The organism is Pantoea alfalfae, assembly GCF_019880205.1.
GTDB classification, from domain to species: Bacteria; Pseudomonadota; Gammaproteobacteria; order Enterobacterales; family Enterobacteriaceae; genus Pantoea; species Pantoea alfalfae.
In genome coordinates this window covers 2,528,217-2,544,214 of record NZ_CP082292.1, presented here as the reverse complement: position 1 = coordinate 2,544,214, position 15,998 = coordinate 2,528,217, and the positions used below count along the sequence as shown (strand labels likewise).

14 protein-coding genes are annotated in these 15,998 nt (G+C 55.8%); 9 read left to right on the top strand and 5 right to left on the bottom strand.

The features are described from left to right. Positions 1–66: 66 nt before the first annotated feature. The 3 genes from K6R05_RS11885 to K6R05_RS11875 form a co-directional block, all read right to left on the bottom strand. A complete protein-coding gene (locus tag K6R05_RS11885; protein ID WP_161733837.1) occupies positions 67–327 on the bottom strand; it encodes a biofilm/acid-resistance regulator YmgB/AriR in 261 nt (86 codons plus the stop codon). 394 nt (positions 328–721) lie between these two features. Next, positions 722–1,129 carry a DUF2000 domain-containing protein gene (locus K6R05_RS11880; RefSeq protein ID WP_222924206.1) on the bottom strand — a complete coding sequence of 136 codons (408 nt, stop codon included), beginning with the start codon at positions 1,127–1,129 and terminating at the stop codon, positions 722–724. A gap of 41 nt (positions 1,130–1,170) precedes the next feature. Continuing rightward, the gene (locus tag K6R05_RS11875) at positions 1,171–2,019 is read right to left on the bottom strand and encodes an AraC family transcriptional regulator (protein WP_222924205.1); all 849 of its coding nucleotides are present in this window, start codon (positions 2,017–2,019) and stop codon (positions 1,171–1,173) included. A gap of 145 nt (positions 2,020–2,164) precedes the next feature. Here K6R05_RS11875 and K6R05_RS11870 point away from each other — a divergent pair, with 145 nt between their 5' ends. The 6 genes from K6R05_RS11870 (at position 2,165) to K6R05_RS11845 (ending at position 7,521) form a co-directional block, all read left to right on the top strand. Further along, positions 2,165–2,596: a MarR family winged helix-turn-helix transcriptional regulator gene (locus K6R05_RS11870; RefSeq protein ID WP_013357394.1), complete on the top strand. Its 432-nt coding sequence runs from the start codon at positions 2,165–2,167 to the stop codon at positions 2,594–2,596. A 2-nt stretch (positions 2,597–2,598) separates the two neighbouring features. Then, entirely contained in the window at positions 2,599–4,296 is a 1,698-nt protein-coding gene (locus K6R05_RS11865) for an MFS transporter (RefSeq protein WP_222924204.1), read from the top strand. Beyond that, positions 4,280–5,374: an HlyD family secretion protein gene (locus K6R05_RS11860; RefSeq protein ID WP_161733829.1), complete on the top strand. Its 1,095-nt coding sequence runs from the start codon at positions 4,280–4,282 to the stop codon at positions 5,372–5,374. Before K6R05_RS11865 ends, K6R05_RS11860 begins: the two co-directional genes overlap by 17 nt. Continuing rightward, positions 5,371–6,756, top strand: a complete 1,386-nt coding sequence (locus K6R05_RS11855; RefSeq protein WP_222924203.1) for an efflux transporter outer membrane subunit — start codon at positions 5,371–5,373, stop codon at positions 6,754–6,756. The genes K6R05_RS11860 and K6R05_RS11855 overlap by 4 nt, the downstream gene beginning before the upstream one ends. Positions 6,757–7,163: 407 nt before the next feature. Continuing rightward, on the top strand, positions 7,164–7,307 hold the full coding sequence (locus tag K6R05_RS11850; protein ID WP_010246429.1) for a hypothetical protein: 144 nt from the start codon (positions 7,164–7,166) through the stop codon (positions 7,305–7,307). Positions 7,308–7,347: 40 nt separating this feature from the next. After that, a complete protein-coding gene (locus K6R05_RS11845) occupies positions 7,348–7,521 on the top strand; it encodes a hypothetical protein (protein WP_202604932.1) in 174 nt (57 codons plus the stop codon). On the opposite strand, the gene K6R05_RS11840 is transcribed toward K6R05_RS11845, so the two are convergent. Then, complete coding sequence (locus K6R05_RS11840) at positions 7,488–8,672, bottom strand: glycoside hydrolase family 1 protein (RefSeq protein ID WP_222924202.1); 1,185 nt, start codon at positions 8,670–8,672, stop codon at positions 7,488–7,490. The genes K6R05_RS11845 and K6R05_RS11840 overlap by 34 nt on opposite strands. A 155-nt stretch (positions 8,673–8,827) precedes the next feature. Between K6R05_RS11840 and K6R05_RS11835 the strand changes: the two genes are divergently transcribed. Further along, positions 8,828–10,288: a phospholipase D family protein gene (locus K6R05_RS11835; RefSeq protein ID WP_161733825.1), complete on the top strand. Its 1,461-nt coding sequence runs from the start codon at positions 8,828–8,830 to the stop codon at positions 10,286–10,288. A 191-nt stretch (positions 10,289–10,479) separates the two neighbouring features. Here K6R05_RS11835 and mdoC read toward each other — a convergent pair whose 3' ends face one another. Then, entirely contained in the window at positions 10,480–11,604 is a 1,125-nt protein-coding gene (gene mdoC, locus K6R05_RS11830; RefSeq protein WP_161733823.1) for a glucans biosynthesis protein MdoC, read from the bottom strand. Between the two features lie 268 nt (positions 11,605–11,872). Here mdoC and K6R05_RS11825 point away from each other — a divergent pair, with 268 nt between their 5' ends. Further along, complete coding sequence (locus K6R05_RS11825; protein WP_190285891.1) at positions 11,873–13,408, top strand: glucan biosynthesis protein G; 1,536 nt, start codon at positions 11,873–11,875, stop codon at positions 13,406–13,408. After that, positions 13,401–15,953, top strand: a complete 2,553-nt coding sequence (gene mdoH, locus K6R05_RS11820) for a glucans biosynthesis glucosyltransferase MdoH (protein ID WP_222924201.1) — start codon at positions 13,401–13,403, stop codon at positions 15,951–15,953. Before K6R05_RS11825 ends, mdoH begins: the two co-directional genes overlap by 8 nt. Positions 15,954–15,998: the final 45 nt, after the last annotated feature.

Below are 15,998 nucleotides of genomic sequence, written 5' to 3'. Positions count from 1 at the left end.
AGATAGTACCGGGCGACTGGCGAAGATGCCAGAAAAAGGGGGATGACTCCCTCCATGGAGTCGCGATTACAGTGAAAAATCGTCCGGGGTTTTATGGACTACCAGGTCAAGCAGCTGCCGGTAGATGTCCAGCATCTCCCTGTCGCTTTCCAGTTCCAGCCGGTGAATAAGCTTTGAGATAATGGCTTTATTACTCACTGGCATGCCTGACTGCAAAATTTCTGCAACAAGGATACCCAGCATTTCCATCTCGCTGGCTGGCTTATTGGCAGCAGGATTAAAGTAATCAGCAATTTCCTGATTGGTCCGGGGAAGAATAGTTTGCATGTGTAAGCCCTTCAGAACAGCCCGATTCCGGTTCGGATGTCAGGACAAAATCGATCAAAAAAACCATCACATGGACAGATGCAATGGTGCCAGCTGCAAAGACTGAACAGATAAAAAATAACCTCTGAAGGTGGAAATCCACTGACACCTTCAGAGGCGACGCAAGTGCATCATTCGTTACAGAGTCGCATGACAACTCATGGCAGTAAACTTATACAATGAAGGGTAATTTGTACAATCAGAACCTTTGATAAAAAGTGCTATTATTCACTTATCAGTCGCTTATAAGGATTAATCCGAATCAAAATCTGTACAAATAACCTATACAAACGACGGGGCCGGCTGATGGAATGGGAGAGTCAAGGGAAACAGCAGTCTGCTTCCTGTTGAAAAACTAACTGAAAAGCGCCAGTTTTGCCGTCATCTTACGCAGCGCTTTCTTATCGCCAACGATAGCAAGTCCAGACAGACGCCAATGCTGACGCGGTTGTTGCCGTAGTACGTCACCCAGCGCCTGATAATCGGTGGTGCTCTGACCCGCTTCGGGAAACAGCACCAGATCGTACTCCGCCTGTTCGCACTGTTCCCGCAAAACACTGAGCTGTTCGTCGGTGGCGGCCAGGACCGGAATGCCGGTAGTAATCAAACCGGGAGAAGGACGCATCTCTGCGTCTGTCAGCGCGTTGCCAACCAGCATCGGATGACGCTGTCCCAGGGTTAAGGCGATTACGGCGGCGGCGTTGGTTGCTTTGCCTGGCGGCAGAGCGGCATTGAGTATCATTACACATCGTTTGTCCTGCATAGCGCTTCTCCTGTCTGAAAAAACGCATTGTGGCAAGTGGCTTAACTCAGGTCTGGAAGATTTGTGCAGGCGTGCTGATAACGGGCGGGGGAGAGCTGGCAGGCGCGCTTAAACCAGCGGCCCAGATGACTCTGATCGGCGAAACCCAGCGCAGCGGCTACATCGGCGACAGGCTGGCCCTGCGCCAGCTGGCGTCGTGCCTGGCTCAGTCGCCACTGCACCAGCCAGGCGTGGGGCGGCAAACCCCAGTGCGTCTGAAACAGGCGCGACAGCCGGAAGCGATCTGTCTGAAGATGCTGTGCCATCTGCGCTACCCCGGGATTATCCGCATGATGGGCAATCAGCCAGTCACGCGCCTGCAGCGCCAGCCGGGCATCTTTGTCTATGGGCTGTGCGGGCAGTGACCAATGCCGGTGCGGGGTGAGCTGACCAAACATCCGGTCCATCGCTGCCTCTTTGATGATGGCAGGATGGTTGTGCCACAGCGCATCAAATGCGTGCCAGACGGCATACGCCAGCGGGCGGTCATCGCGCAGCGTGGCGGCAAACCGCAGCTCACGCGGTGAGGGGGCATCAGCCTGATCAGGGGCGAGGTGGCGGGCAATCTGCTGTGGAGAAAGATAGAGCATCCGGTAGGTGAAACCGCTGTCATTGATGGCATCCCCATCATGCAGCTCCTCCGGCTCCAGCATAAAGACCGTTCCGGGACGACTCTGATGCTGTTTGCGTCGCGAATGAAACTGCTGTACACCTTGCTCGGTCACGCCAATCAGATAACTGTCGTGCCAGTGCGGATCATAGGCGTGACCGGTAAAATGGGCGCGCAGAGCCTCGATACCACTGACGGCGTCGCGATGCAGATCGATCCAGTTTGCTGATGCCTGTTGCATGTTGTCTGGCTCCCGGTTGCGGCCTCTGGACATTCTGCCGCGATCCACTAATTTTTAACAGGCCGGACGCTTTTCAATCGTGTTTCGCTTTGCGTATAATAACGCTTCCACTCAATTAGAACTCTTACTATTAGGCTGCTAACATTTGTCTCAGCACACGCGTACCTTTACCCATTTACTGCATCTGACCGCTCATGCCTGGCGGCTGGCGGTGGATCGTCACCTCAAAGATAGCGGCTTAAGCATGAGCAGCTGGATGGCTATCGGGCTGATTGCCAGCGAACCGCAACGCATGACCCAGACCGAACTGGCTCAGTTGCTGGGACTGGAAGATGCCAGCATGGTGCCGCTGGTGGATCGGCTGGTCAAACAGTCACTGCTGACGCGGGTACAACCGCCGGAAGATCGCCGTAAACGCCACCTGGTGCTGACCGAAAAGGGCAATGAAGCGTTTGCTAAAGTGAAAACCGAAGCTGATGCACTCCGTACTGAAATGCTGGCCGATATTGATCCGCAGGATCTGGCCGTCACCGAACGTGTACTGCAACAACTGCTGAGCCGTATGGGAAGTATGTAGCAGTGGCAAAGCGAAATCCCTACGCTGTCCGCGAGTGGTTGCCGCATGAAAAACCGATGCTGCCGGGTTCGCCCTCGACCCCGCTGCATCCGATGCCAAAACGTCTGGCGTTTGGTCTGATCGGCTTACTGATCTCGTTGACTGGTGCGCTAAGTAACGCGCTGGTCACGGCAAATCTGGTTAATCTGCAGGGCACCTTTGGGGCCTGGTCGAATGAGATTGCCTGGCTGCCTGCGGTCTACGTAATGGGTAATATCTCGATCAACCTGCTGCTGGTGAAGTTCCGTCAGCAGTTTGGCCTGCGTGTCTTTACCGAAGCGTTTCTGGTGCTCTATGTGCTGGTGGCGTTCTTTCATCTGTTCGCCAACGACCTCAGCTCGGCGATCGTTGTGCGCACGGCCCATGGTATGGTGGCTGCGGCGCTCAGCTCGCTGGGTATTTACTACCAGGTACAGGCCTGGCCCGCGAAACACAGGCTGAAAGCGCTGGTGATAGGCCTGACGGTCTCGCAGCTGGCTATCCCGCTGGCCCGCTTATTCTCGTCGGAACTACTGCAGCTCAACGAGTGGCGCGGTCTCTATCTGTTTGAACTCGGTCTGGCGCTGATTGCGCTCGGTGGGGTCCTGCTGGTGAAACTGCCTCCGGGCGATCGCATTAAAACTTTTGAGAAGATGGACTTCGTCACCTTTATCCTGCTGGCGCCCGGCATGGCGCTGTTGTGCGGTGTATTGACGCTGGGGCGTATTGAGTGGTGGTTTACCACGCCCTGGCTCGGTATCTGTACCGCGATTGCCCTGACGCTAATTGTCGCGGCGATCGTCATTGAGCATAACCGGCGCAACCCGCTGATTAATACCCGCTGGCTCAGCAGCGGCATGATGGTGCGGCTGGGCATTGTGATGATCATGATCCGTATTGTGCTGGCGGAACAGAACACCGGTGCGGTCGGCTTTTTGCAGCAAATCGGCCTGCAGAACGATCAGATGCGCGGTCTGGCATTGGCAATCATGGCCGGGGTTATCGCGGGCATTGCTGCCAGTGCGCTGACCATCAAGCCTGCACATCTTAACTGGCCAATTGTCACCTCGCTGCTGGTGATGATTATCGCCTCACTGATGGATGCGCAATCCAGTCCGCTGACCCGTGGCCCCGAGATGTATTTCAGCCAGTTTCTGCTGGGTTTCAGCAGCGCTTTTTTCATGGCACCCGCCATGCTGATGGGCATTGGCAGCGTGGTTACGCAGCCGAAAAATCTGGTGAGCTTTGTGGTGCTGTTTGGCATGAGTCAGAACCTGGGCGGGCTGATCGGCTCGGCGATTCTGGGCACGTTTCAGGTCTGGCGGGAAAAATATCACTCCAGCCTGCTGGGCGATCAGCTCTCATTGCTCGATCCCAATGTTACCGAGCGACTCAGCCAGTACAATGCGCTGTTTAATTCGCTGGTGGGTGACGACGTTCTGCGCAGTGCGCAGAGCACCAGCCAGTTACAGACGGTTGCCACGCTGCAGGCCAATGTGCTCGCCTGGAACGACACTTATTTGTTAACCGCGGCACTGGCGTTGATTACGCTGATGTGGGTGATCTGGCGTTTAACCCGACGTCGCTATCTTGACTGGCGTCAGGCGCAATTTAACCTGCGTGAGCAGCAACAGCTGGCCGCGTTACAGGAATCAACGGAGAAACATGAGTCAGCAGGATGAGCTTCAGGCGGCGGAACGCGAGCGCGCGAATCGCCGCCGTATTCTTTCTATTGCCGCAGGCAGCGGCATTGTGGTGATTGGCGTACTGGTTATTCTCTACGCCTGGCAACTCTGGCCCTTCACCAGCGCTATACAAAGTACCGAAAACGCCTATGTGCGCGGTCAGGTCACCTTTATCAGCCCGCAGGTTAATGGCTATCTCACTTCGGTAGAAGTGATTGACCTGCAGCCGGTGAAAAAAGGGCAGCTGCTGATGACGATTGACGACCGTATCTATCGCCAGCGGGTGCATCAGGCGCAGGCGCAGCTGGCGATGAAGCAGGCGGCACTCAACAATAATCTGCAGCAGCGGCGCAGTGCCGAAGCTACTATCCAGAGCAACAAAGCGGCGCTGGAGAATGCTAAAGCCCAGGCGCTGAAAAGCGGCTTTGACCTGAAGCGCGTTGAAAATCTTACGGCAGATGGATCGCTGTCAGTGCGTGAGCGCGACGCCGCCCGAGCCGCAGACGCCCAGGCGCAGGCGCAGGTACGTCAGGCTGCGGCGCAGATCGCCGTCGCCCAGCAGAATCTGCAAACCGTCATCGTTAACCGTGATGCGCTGGAAGGCGATGTCGACAGCGCACGCGCTGCGCTGGAGCTGGCGGAGATCGATCTGGCAAATACCCGCATTACTGCGCCCGATGATGGCCAGCTCGGTCAGCTGTCGGTTCGCACCGGTGCCTATGTCACGGCAGGTACGCGCCTGACCTCGGTGGTCCCGAATCACAAATGGATTATCGCGAATCTGAAAGAGACCCAACTGGCCCATATTCGTCCCGGCCTGCCGGTGACAATTCGGGTCGATGCACTGGATGGCAAACGCTTTAACGGGCAGGTGGAATTTATCTCACCGGCCGCCGGTTCGGAGTTCAGCGCCATTTCGCCCGACAACGCTACCGGCAACTTCGTTAAAATCGCACAGCGTATTCCGGTTCGCATCCGCATCCACGATCAGGATATGCATCAGTTGCGTCCGGGGATGTCGGTCGAAGTTAACATCGACACCGCCGCTCAGCCCACTGCTGAGGCCGCGCCATGATACGACGCGGCTTACTGATCAGCGCGCTGACGCTGGCACTGACAGGCTGCGCCACGCAGGTTGAAAAGGCACCGGCCTCTCTGCCGATCCCCGAAGCCTGGCGCAACAGTGTCGGTCCAACGGCTGCGCCGGAAGCAGAGTGGTGGCGCGCGTTTCATGATGAATACCTCAACCGGCTGGTGACGCAGGCGTTGCGCAATAATCCCGATATTCTCACAGCGCGATCCCGCGTTGATCAGTATCGTGCTCAGCTACGCGCCACGCAGGGCGATAACTTTCCGACCCTGAGCGCCGGGGTTGCTGCGTCCCGCGAACGCACGCTCTCATCAGTGACGGGCCAGCCGTATGAAACCGATGTTTTTCAGGGCTTATTACAGGCGAACTATGAGGTCGATCTCTGGGGAGCGCGCAGCAGTAGCATTTCGGCCGCACAGGCGACCTTAGCGGCGCAGCAGGCCGCCGCATCTGCGGCCGAGCTGACCATCGCCAGTTCGGTGGCGTCAGGATATCTTAACCTCTGTGCGCTGGATGAGCAGTTGCGGGTGACGGAGGCGACGCTGGCGACCCGCAACAATTCGCTGAAGCTGGCACAGCGTCAGTTTGAAACCGGCTATACCTCCAGACTGGAGTGGATGCAGGCCGCCTCGGAATATCAGTCTGCCAGAGCGCAGATGCCGCAGCTGCAGCATCAGATCACCCAGCAGGAGAATGCGCTAAGCATTCTGGTGGGCATGAATCCGCGCAGCATCGCCCGTCGTCAGCAGTTCGACCAGATCTTACCGCAGCAGATGCCGTCACTGCTGCCCTCAGAGCTGCTCAATCGCCGTCCGGACATTGTGCAGGCACAGCGTCAGTTACTGGCCGCAGATGGGAGCCTGGCATCGTCGCGGGCGAAGCTGTTGCCAGGTCTGAACCTCACCGCCACCGGCACCCTGCAGAGTTCGGTGCTACATCAGCTGGCGGATGACCCGTTCCGGTTGTGGAGCGTGGGTGGCAGCATCCTCGCACCGCTGCTGAACCGTGAAGCGCTGACGGCGCAGGTGGATGTCTCCATGGCGACACGCAATCAGGCACTTTATGGCTATGAAAAAGTGGTGCGCAACGCCTTCTCGGAAGTTAACGATGCGATAGACGCTATCAGGCAGCGTGAGGCACAACTTCAGGAGCTGCAAAAGCAGGAGGCCTATGTAACGGAGGCGCTGCGCATTGCCCGCAATCGCTATCAGAACGGTTACGCCTCTTATCTTGATGAACTGGATGCCCAGCGAACTCTGTTTTCAACCCAGCTCAATCGGGTGACGGTTAAAAATAATCTGCTACTGGCGCAGATCGACCTCTACCGCGCGCTGGGCGGTGGCTGGACTCCCGCTGCCACACCGTAATTGCCCTGGCCGCTCAGTAATGTGCGCGCGGTTGCCATGATCTGTCGGCAGACGTTTTGAGTATAAAGATTGCCAGCAACCTGCCGACAAATCAGATGACCCGCTATTGCTGAACCGCAGAATAAACTTCTACTGTGAAAGCCTGATGCGGCGCTTATAAAGGCTTTCAGGCACGCACTCTTTAACACCAGCGGGAGCAACCCAACGAACGCCGGCTTCACACCGATAACGAAAAGAGTGCAGGGATGAAACTCGCTTACTCACAGGTCGACTGACAGGCTCGGGTTCCATGATTTCACGAGCCGGTTTATTTTCCGGACGAAAGAACCGGACGATAATCCGCCTTTCATTTACACTGTCACCTGCCGCATCACGTCCGGCGCCCCCCTATTTTTTACAGGATAGTTATGTCTTTGCCCTTGCCGCCCGACGATCACGATGAGCCAATTCGCCAGTCACTTGACGATGCGCACTTTGCGATAGTGGTGCTTGCGGTGACCTCGGTAACGCTTATAATCTTTGTGCTGATGATTACGCTCTGGATGAGCTGACGCACACAGGGGCTCCAACGGACTGAATAAGGAGAAGGCGATGGACTCCGGAGATGATAAATTAATCGCAATTATCGGTTTACTGGCTGCCTGCCTGATCGGGGTGACGTTCCTGTTTACGATGGTCTGGCTGACCGACGTTCGTCATCCTGCCGACCCCACGCTCGACGTTCAGTCGTGTCACCCCAAAAAGCCACCGTCTGAGCATGTCTGATTACGCGTCGCAAACTTAATCTGCTGACTGCGCAACACCAGCGCTAACGCCTCATGCAGGTTTCGGTTGCCATTAGGATCGGCGAGTCCCAGCAGCGGACCTGGCGACCGCCGGTCATCGGCCCAGGCGGGATATTCCACCACCGGATAGAGCGAAATACCCTCCACCGCAATGCCCTGATCCAGCGCCACCGCCACATTTTCACTGATTTCCTGCAGCCAGGGCGCACGTGCGTCACCTTCTGCGCCGGTTTCGGCAATCAGCATCGGCCGCTGGTAGCGCTGCCAGCACTGCGCCAGCAGAATATGCAGCGGCTCGCGCACCGGATCATCCTGTGACATCGGTTGATCGGGGAAAAACCAGTGGTTGTCGGGATAGTAGTTCAGGCCGAGAATATCCAGGCAATCTTCACTGCCGCCTAACTCCTTATCAACGCGACCGGCCAGCATATCCCAGGCTTCGAACTGCGCCTGATGCTGTGCATCGGCATAGGGTTTGCTGTCCGGGTTATCGGGATGATGGGCAATCTGAACCAGCGGGTCGGTCAGGACAAAACGTGCCTCCGGATAGATGTCGCGAATGGCATGAATGGCTGCCAGCGAGGCGCGGACCAACTGGCGCTTCAGCTCTTTACCACGCTGTGCGGCATGGGGATTAAACCAGGCGACATCTGCACCAGCCCATGACCAGAATGATATTTGATTCACCGGCGTAAAGAAGGGGCGTTCAATGCCCTGGTCGCACATCAGTTGCGCCATTGCGCGGGCGAACCGGCTAAAGTGATCAACAAATTCGGCTTTCCAGATATTAAGATGATCGGGATAACCGAAGTGCGCCAGCTCCCAGATGATCTCCATCTGCTGACGTCGTGCGGCGTCAATCATGGGCAGAAAGCTCTGAAAGTCATACTGACCTGGAATCTTTTCAATCAAATGCCAGCGCGCACCGTCACGGGCGGTATGCAGATGCTGCTCAGCCAGTGCGGCATAATCTTTTTCCAGCAGCATATCGTGTCCGCTGCTGATCACCATATCCAGCCGTTTCCCTGGCGTACGGCAGGCAGTGGAGCAGGGAAAACTGCCCTGGAAAAAGCTGCGGAACAGGCTGGGATGGTAGCGCTGGCGGGCATCTGTAAGGGATTGATGGGACATATTCCTCTCCTGCCGGACAAATGCCGGTCACAGATCGTCCGGTTAAGTCTAGACTAAAAAACGCCCGTGACCGCTCATTCAATCGGCGCAGAGGTATGGCGTCAGACGCCGGGCCGGGGAATAATAAAAATAACTGCATTTTACAGGGAATTTTCATGACCGAAGCGTTTGAGCTCTCGCAGCGATCAGAACAGACCAGCTGGCTGGAAACACGGCTGGAGCCTCAGTGCCAGCGCCACCCAGGGCTGAGCGGTGTCCATCAGTTGAGCGACGGGCTGGATGCCTTTGCTGCCCGTTATCTGCTGATGCAGAAAGCGGAGCGGTCACTCGATATTCAGTATTACATCTGGCAAAACGATCTCTCTGGCCGGCTGCTGTTCAGCGCCGTACTGGAGGCAGCCCGACGCGGCGTAAAGGTACGGCTGTTGCTGGATGATAATAATACGCCGGGCCTGGACGAGACGCTGGCCCAGCTTAATCGCCATCCCAATATTGAGGTCCGGCTGTTTAACCCATTCTCGTTTCGCACCCTGCGAGCGCTGGGCTATCTCACCGATTTTGCCCGTCTGAACCGCCGCATGCACAACAAGAGCTTTACGGTGGATGGCGTGACGACCGTGGTTGGCGGGCGCAATGTCGGCGACGAATATTTCGGCACCGGTAATGAACCGCTGTTTGCCGATCTCGACGTGATGGCGATTGGCCCGGTGGTGAAAGAGGTGGCAGAGGATTTTGAGCGCTACTGGCACAGTAAGCCGGTGTCGCCGCTGCAGAAGGTGCTGGATGATGAGGCGCCGGATGAGGACAGTGTGAGTCTGCCAGCAGAATGGCGTCACAGTGAGCCGGTTCAGCGCTATCTGAAGCGGCTGGAAAATTCATCGCTGCTGCAGGAGCTGGAAGAGGGGACGCTGGCGCTGACCTGGGCAAAAGCACGCCTGCTGAGTGACGATCCGCGTAAAGGGCTGGGTAAAGCGCGCGCCAGAAGCCTGCTGCCGCAGCGGATGCTGGAGGTCATTGGCACGCCGCAGGAGCAGTTCGATATCATCTCTGCCTACTTTGTGCCAACCCGTGCAGGCGTCGCCCAGTTGCTGGCGCTGAAGCGCAAAGGGGTGAAAATTGCCATTCTGACCAACTCGCTGGCGGCCAACGATGTGTCGATTGTTCATGCCGGTTACGCCAAATGGCGCAAGAAATTGCTGCGCCATGGCATTGCGCTCTATGAGCTAAAACCACAGGCGAACGTCCCTGAAGCCCCGCACGATCGGGGATTAACCGGTAACTCTGGCTCCAGCCTGCATGCCAAAACCTTTTCGGTGGATCAACAGACGCTGTTTATCGGCTCGTTTAACTTCGATCCCCGTTCAGCGGTGCTGAATACGGAAATGGGACTGGTGATTGAGAGTGCGGCGCTGGCCGGAGAAACGCATCAGCGCTTCAGTCAGTCGATGCGCGATCGGGCATGGACGCTGCGGCTGGATAAGTGGGGACGGGTAAACTGGCTGGAGTATCCGGATGAGCCGCAGCAGATCGTGCATAAACACGAGCCGGGCTGCTCCTGGTGGCAACGGCTGCAGGTGCGGTTAGTGTGGCGACTGCCGATTGAATGGCTGCTGTAAGCTGCAACTTACCTGGGTACAGGCTCTGGCTCAGAAAGCATACGCCTTCCGCAAAGACGCAAAACCCGCCATCCCTGGCGGGCTCAGCGCGGGCCGTACCTGGCCCGCTATGCTTTGCTGCGGGCGTATGCGCCCATCGCTGTTGAACTCTTTAGCTGTCTGCGGCTAAAACCATAAATGGCTGAACCATCTTATTTACGTTCAAACTTCCCCGAGAACAGGAACCGCAGCAGCGGGATGCGCAGGTGAATCTCATACAGCAGAAATGCGATGCCAAACACCATCAACAGGCCAACGAAGAAGCCCAGCGTGTTGTTTTCGATGCGCGGCGTGACATAAATGCCATACAGCAGCGTCAGCGGATGGTGCACCAGATAGATAAACAGTGATGCATTGACCAGATACATGATGCGCGGTGAATGCGCGTTAAGCAGTTTGTGACCAAAGCAGAAGCAGACGTTCAGCATGCAAAGTCCCATTAGCGTCGTGATGATTGCATCCAGCTCATATAACCAGCCATCGCCGCTGCTCAGACGCTGATTGGTACAGTAGGCGACAAACATCAACACCGCGCCAATCCACATCACGGGATTAAACCGCACAAACAGCTGCTTCAGCGGTGGATGCTTCCACGCCAGCGCCCCGAGCATAAAGAACGGCAGATAGAAAAGTGTCTGCATCACGATGATATTGAACAAACCATCCATCAGCCAGGCGGGCTGGAACAGAAACACCAGACGGCGAAACACGCACCAGACCAGCGCCCACGCCAGTACGCCAGCGGTCAGTGCACCCCAGCCAACCCGCGTGTAATCAATGGTGCGATGCTGATCGCGCAACCAGCGGAACGTCACCATGCCCAGCGTGGTCAGCATCACCAGTACTACCAGAAACCACAGGTGTGAAATCAGTTCCCACATCAGGTTATTAAATTTCTCATACGGCGTGAAACGAGGCCAGTCAGCCAGCTTATCTGTCCACGCTTTCAGCATGAAAAATTGTGGCAGCGTGAGCAGTGGAACGGCGGTGAGAAGCGGTATCCCCACGCGTTCCAGACGCACCTTCAGGAAACGTCGTGGCTGATAGCGCAGATACAGCATGTAGGAGAAGTAGCCCGAGATGACAAAAAAGACCTGCATACGAAACGCATGAATAAAATCATTCAGCAGCGTCAGCCATAATGAGGCCTCCTGGCTGTTTACTGCCCATTTCTGTGCTGAGTAGATGAGGGAAACGTGAAACGGCACCCCCAGTAACATCAGATACGCGCGGATGGAGTCGAGGAAGTATTCACGTTCAGGTTTTACAGTACTCATAAAGTTCCAGTTCGTTAGTACGTTTGGCCAGTTTCACCCTGAAACCGGATTATGCTCGGGCAAAATTCTACCTGGGATAAACCGGGTATACTATCAGTGGAATCCGTAGTGTCTAATTGTCCTAAAAGTAGCGTTAAGCCTGACGAAATGCGGGAACAATGTTGCGCATAAGCTGTCGGAAAACCGAATAATCCTTTAAGATAAACGGGTTTGATTTAAGCACACGAAAGGGGGGGATGTGCTGACTAAAGAAAAAAATAAAGCCGGACTGATGAAGGTACGCTGGATTGGTACTGCAGTTCTGCTGGCGTTGTACGCTAATAACAGTTGGGCGTTTAATATCGATGATGTTGCAAAACAAGCCAAAGCGTTGGCAGGGAAAAGCTTCGAAGCGCCTAAAAGCAATTTACCCTCTCAATTTCGTGAAATGAAATTTGCTGATTATCAGCAGATCCAGTTTAACCACGATAAAGCGTATTGGGGCAAACTGCGCACGCCATTCAAGCTGGAGTTCTATCATCAGGGCATGTACTTCGATACCCCGGTGCAGATTAACGAAGTGACCGCCAGCGCGGTGCGCGAGATTAAATACAACCCCGATTATTTTAATTTCGGTAATGTAAAACATGACGCGGATGCGGTGAAAAACCTCGGTTTTGCCGGTTTCAAAGTCCTTTATCCACTGAACAACAAGGGTAAAAACGATGAGATCGCCAGCTTCCTGGGTGCCAGCTACTTCCGGGTGATCGGTGCCGGTCAGGTTTATGGCCTGTCGGCGCGTGGACTGGCCATTGATACGGCGCTGCCGTCCGGTGAAGAGTTCCCGCGTTTCAAAGAGTTCTGGATTCAGCGTCCTAAACCACAGGACAAACAGCTGGTGATCTATGCACTGCTCGATTCGCCGCGCGCGGCGGGTGCGTATCGCTTTGTGCTGCATCCGGGTGAAGCGTCAACCGTTGATGTGCAGTCAAAAGTTTACCTGCGTGATAACGTTGGCAAACTGGGTATTGCACCGCTGACCAGTATGTTCCTGTTCGGGCAGAACCAGCCATCTACGGTGAACAACTTCCGTCCGGCTCTGCACGACTCTGACGGTCTCTCCATCCACAATGGCAACGGGGAGTGGATTTGGCGTCCGCTGAATAACCCGCGTCATCTGGCGGTGAGCACCTATACTATCGAGAATCCAAAAGGCTTTGGTCTGCTGCAGCGCGGGCGTGACTTTAACAACTATCAGGATCTTGATGACCGCTATGATCTGCGTCCAAGCGGCTGGGTTGAGCCAATCGGCGACTGGGGTAAAGGCCGGGTCGAACTGGTTGAAATCCCGACGGCCGACGAAACCAACGACAACATCGTTGCGTTCTGGACGCCAGAGACGCTGCCAGAGCCTGGCAAAGAGATGAACTTCAAATATCGTCTGCACTTCTCACGCGATGAAAACCAGCTGCACTCCGACGATACGGCCTGGGTCAAAAACACCCTCCGTTCAGCGGGTGACGTGAAGCAGTCTAATCTCGTGCGTCAGCCGGATGGCACCGTGGCTTTCACCATCGACTTCGTGGGTAAAGACATGAGTAAGATGGCGGAAAACAGCCAGGTGGCACCGCAGGTCAGCGTCGGCAAAAATGCTGATGTGGTCGAGCAGAGCGTACGTTATAACCCGGTCACCAAAGGCTGGCGTCTGGTGTTGCGTCTGCGTGTAAAGGATGCCAAACAGTCCACCGAAATGCGTGCGGCCCTGGTCAGCGGCGACAAGACATTGACGGAAACCTGGAGCTATCAGTTACCTGCCAATGAATAAATCCACTTTTACACCTCAACGTTATGTGGAATCTCTGCCGCTGGATGCGGCAGGGAAGGCCCGCCTGAGCGTCTCATTGCAGAATGCCAGCGAGTTCCACTTCATCCATGATGCGCTGGGCAGGGATGTCGCAGCCAGTGATCGTCCCGACGATGCGCCGTTAAAATCGGTCTCATCGCGGGTCGAAATGGCCTGGCCCGATTCGCTGGCCGACGGCCAGCAGTTGGGTAAAGATTATCTCGACCGTACCACGCTGAAAGCGATGCCGAAGGTTAAACGCTCACTGATGTTCCCGGAAGCCTGGCGTACCAACCCGGTTGCCCGTGCCTGGGACTCACTGCGTGGTCATAAATCGGTGCCGCGTTATGCCAATGCGGAAGAGCAGCGTGCCGAAGAGAAGTGGCGTCATGTCGGTTCGATTCGCCGCTATATCCTGCTGATCCTGACCATTTTCCAGACCGTGGTCGCCACCTGGTACATGAAAAGTATTCTGCCCTATCAGGGCTGGACGCTGCTGGACCCTATGGAGATGATCAATCAGAACTGGCAGCAGTCAGTGATGCAGATCCTGCCCTATGTGTTGCAGACCGGCATCCTGTTCCTGTTCGCTATCCTGTTCTGCTGGGTTTCAGCCGGTTTCTGGACCGCCCTGATGGGCTTCCTGCAACTCTTGATTGGCCGTGACAAATACAGTATTTCGTACTCAACGGTCGGAGATGAGCCGCTTAATCCGGAACATCGTACCGCGCTGATTATGCCGATCTGTAATGAAGACGTTGAGCGTGTCTATGCGGGTCTGCGTGCAACCTGGGAGTCTGTGGTTCGCACCGGTAACGCTGAACATTTCGATGTCTACATCCTCAGTGACAGCTACGATGCGGATATCGCCATTGCCGAGCAGAAAGCCTGGATGGAACTGGTGCGGGATGTTGGCGGGGCGGGCAAGATCTTCTATCGCCGCCGTCGTCGTCGTGTGAAGCGTAAAAGCGGTAACATCGATGACTTCTGCCGTCGCTGGGGCAGCAACTACAGCTACATGGTCGTACTGGATGCCGATAGCGTCATGAGCGGTGAGTGTCTGACCGGTCTGGTGCGCATGATGGATGCGAATCCGAATGCCGGTATTATCCAGTCGTCGCCGAAAGCCTCGGGTATGGATACGCTCTATGCGCGCTGTCAGCAGTTCGCAACCCGCGTCTACGGTCCGTTGTTTACTGCCGGTCTGCACTTCTGGCAGTTGGGCGAGTCTCACTACTGGGGTCACAACGCCATTATCCGCGTGAAACCCTTTATTGAGCACTGTGCGCTGGCCCCGTTACCGGGTGAAGGCTCTTTTGCCGGTTCAATCATGTCACATGACTTCGTTGAAGCCGCGCTGATGCGTCGTGCCGGCTGGGGCGTCTGGATTGCCTATGACCTGCCGGGTTCCTATGAAGAGCTGCCACCGAACCTGCTGGATGAGCTGAAGCGTGACCGTCGATGGTGTCACGGCAACCTGATGAACTTCCGCCTGTTCCTGGTAAAAGGGATGCACCCGGTTCACCGTGCGGTGTTCCTGACCGGCGTCATGTCTTACCTGTCGGCTCCGCTGTGGTTTATGTTCCTGGCGCTCTCCACTGCCTTACAGGTGGTGCATACGTTGATGGAACCGACCTACTTCCTGCAACCGCGGCAGCTGTTCCCGGTCTGGCCGCAGTGGCGTCCTGAGCTGGCGATAGCGCTCTTCTCGACCACGATGGTGCTGCTATTCCTGCCAAAGATGCTGAGTGTGGTGTTGATCTGGTTTAAAGGATCGAAAGCCTACGGTGGGCCGCTGCGCCTGCTGGCATCACTGGTGCTGGAAACGCTGTTCTCGGTGCTGCTGGCACCGGTGCGCATGCTGTTCCATACGGTGTTTGTGGTCAGTGCCTTCCTGGGCTGGGAAGTGGTCTGGAACTCACCGCAGCGTGATGACGATGCCACGCCGTGGAGCGAGGCGTTTAAACGTCACGGTTCGCAGATGGCATTGGGTCTGGTATGGGCAATTGGTATGGGACTGCTGGATCTCAACTTCCTGTGGTGGCTGGCTCCTATTGTTTTCTCACTGATCCTGTCGCCGTTTGTTTCGGTGATGTCGAGCCGCGCAACATTGGGCCTTAAGAGCAAGAAAGCCAAACTGTTTCTGATCCCGGAAGAGTTCTCGCCGCCGCAGGAGCTGGTCGATACCGATCGCTATGTGCTGCTGAACCGCGAACGTGCGCTGGAAAATGGCTTTATGCATGCCCTGTTCCATCCCGCCTTTAACGCGCTGGCAACGGCACTGGCGACATCACGTCATAAACAGAGTCAGTTACTGGACTATGCCCGCGATCGACGTGTAGATCAGGCGCTGAGCGATGCTCCGGACAAACTGGGTCGCGAGCAGCGTTTGCAGTTGATCAGCGATCCGGTGGTGCTGGCCCGTGTTCATACCCGACTGTGGGAAAATGCGGACAAGTATCATCAGTGGGTAGAGAGTTATCAGAAACTCACGCTTAACCCTCACGCGCTGGCAAAAAACGCGTAATCTGAAAAAGCGGCAGCGATGCCGCTTTTTTTATCGGATTAAAAC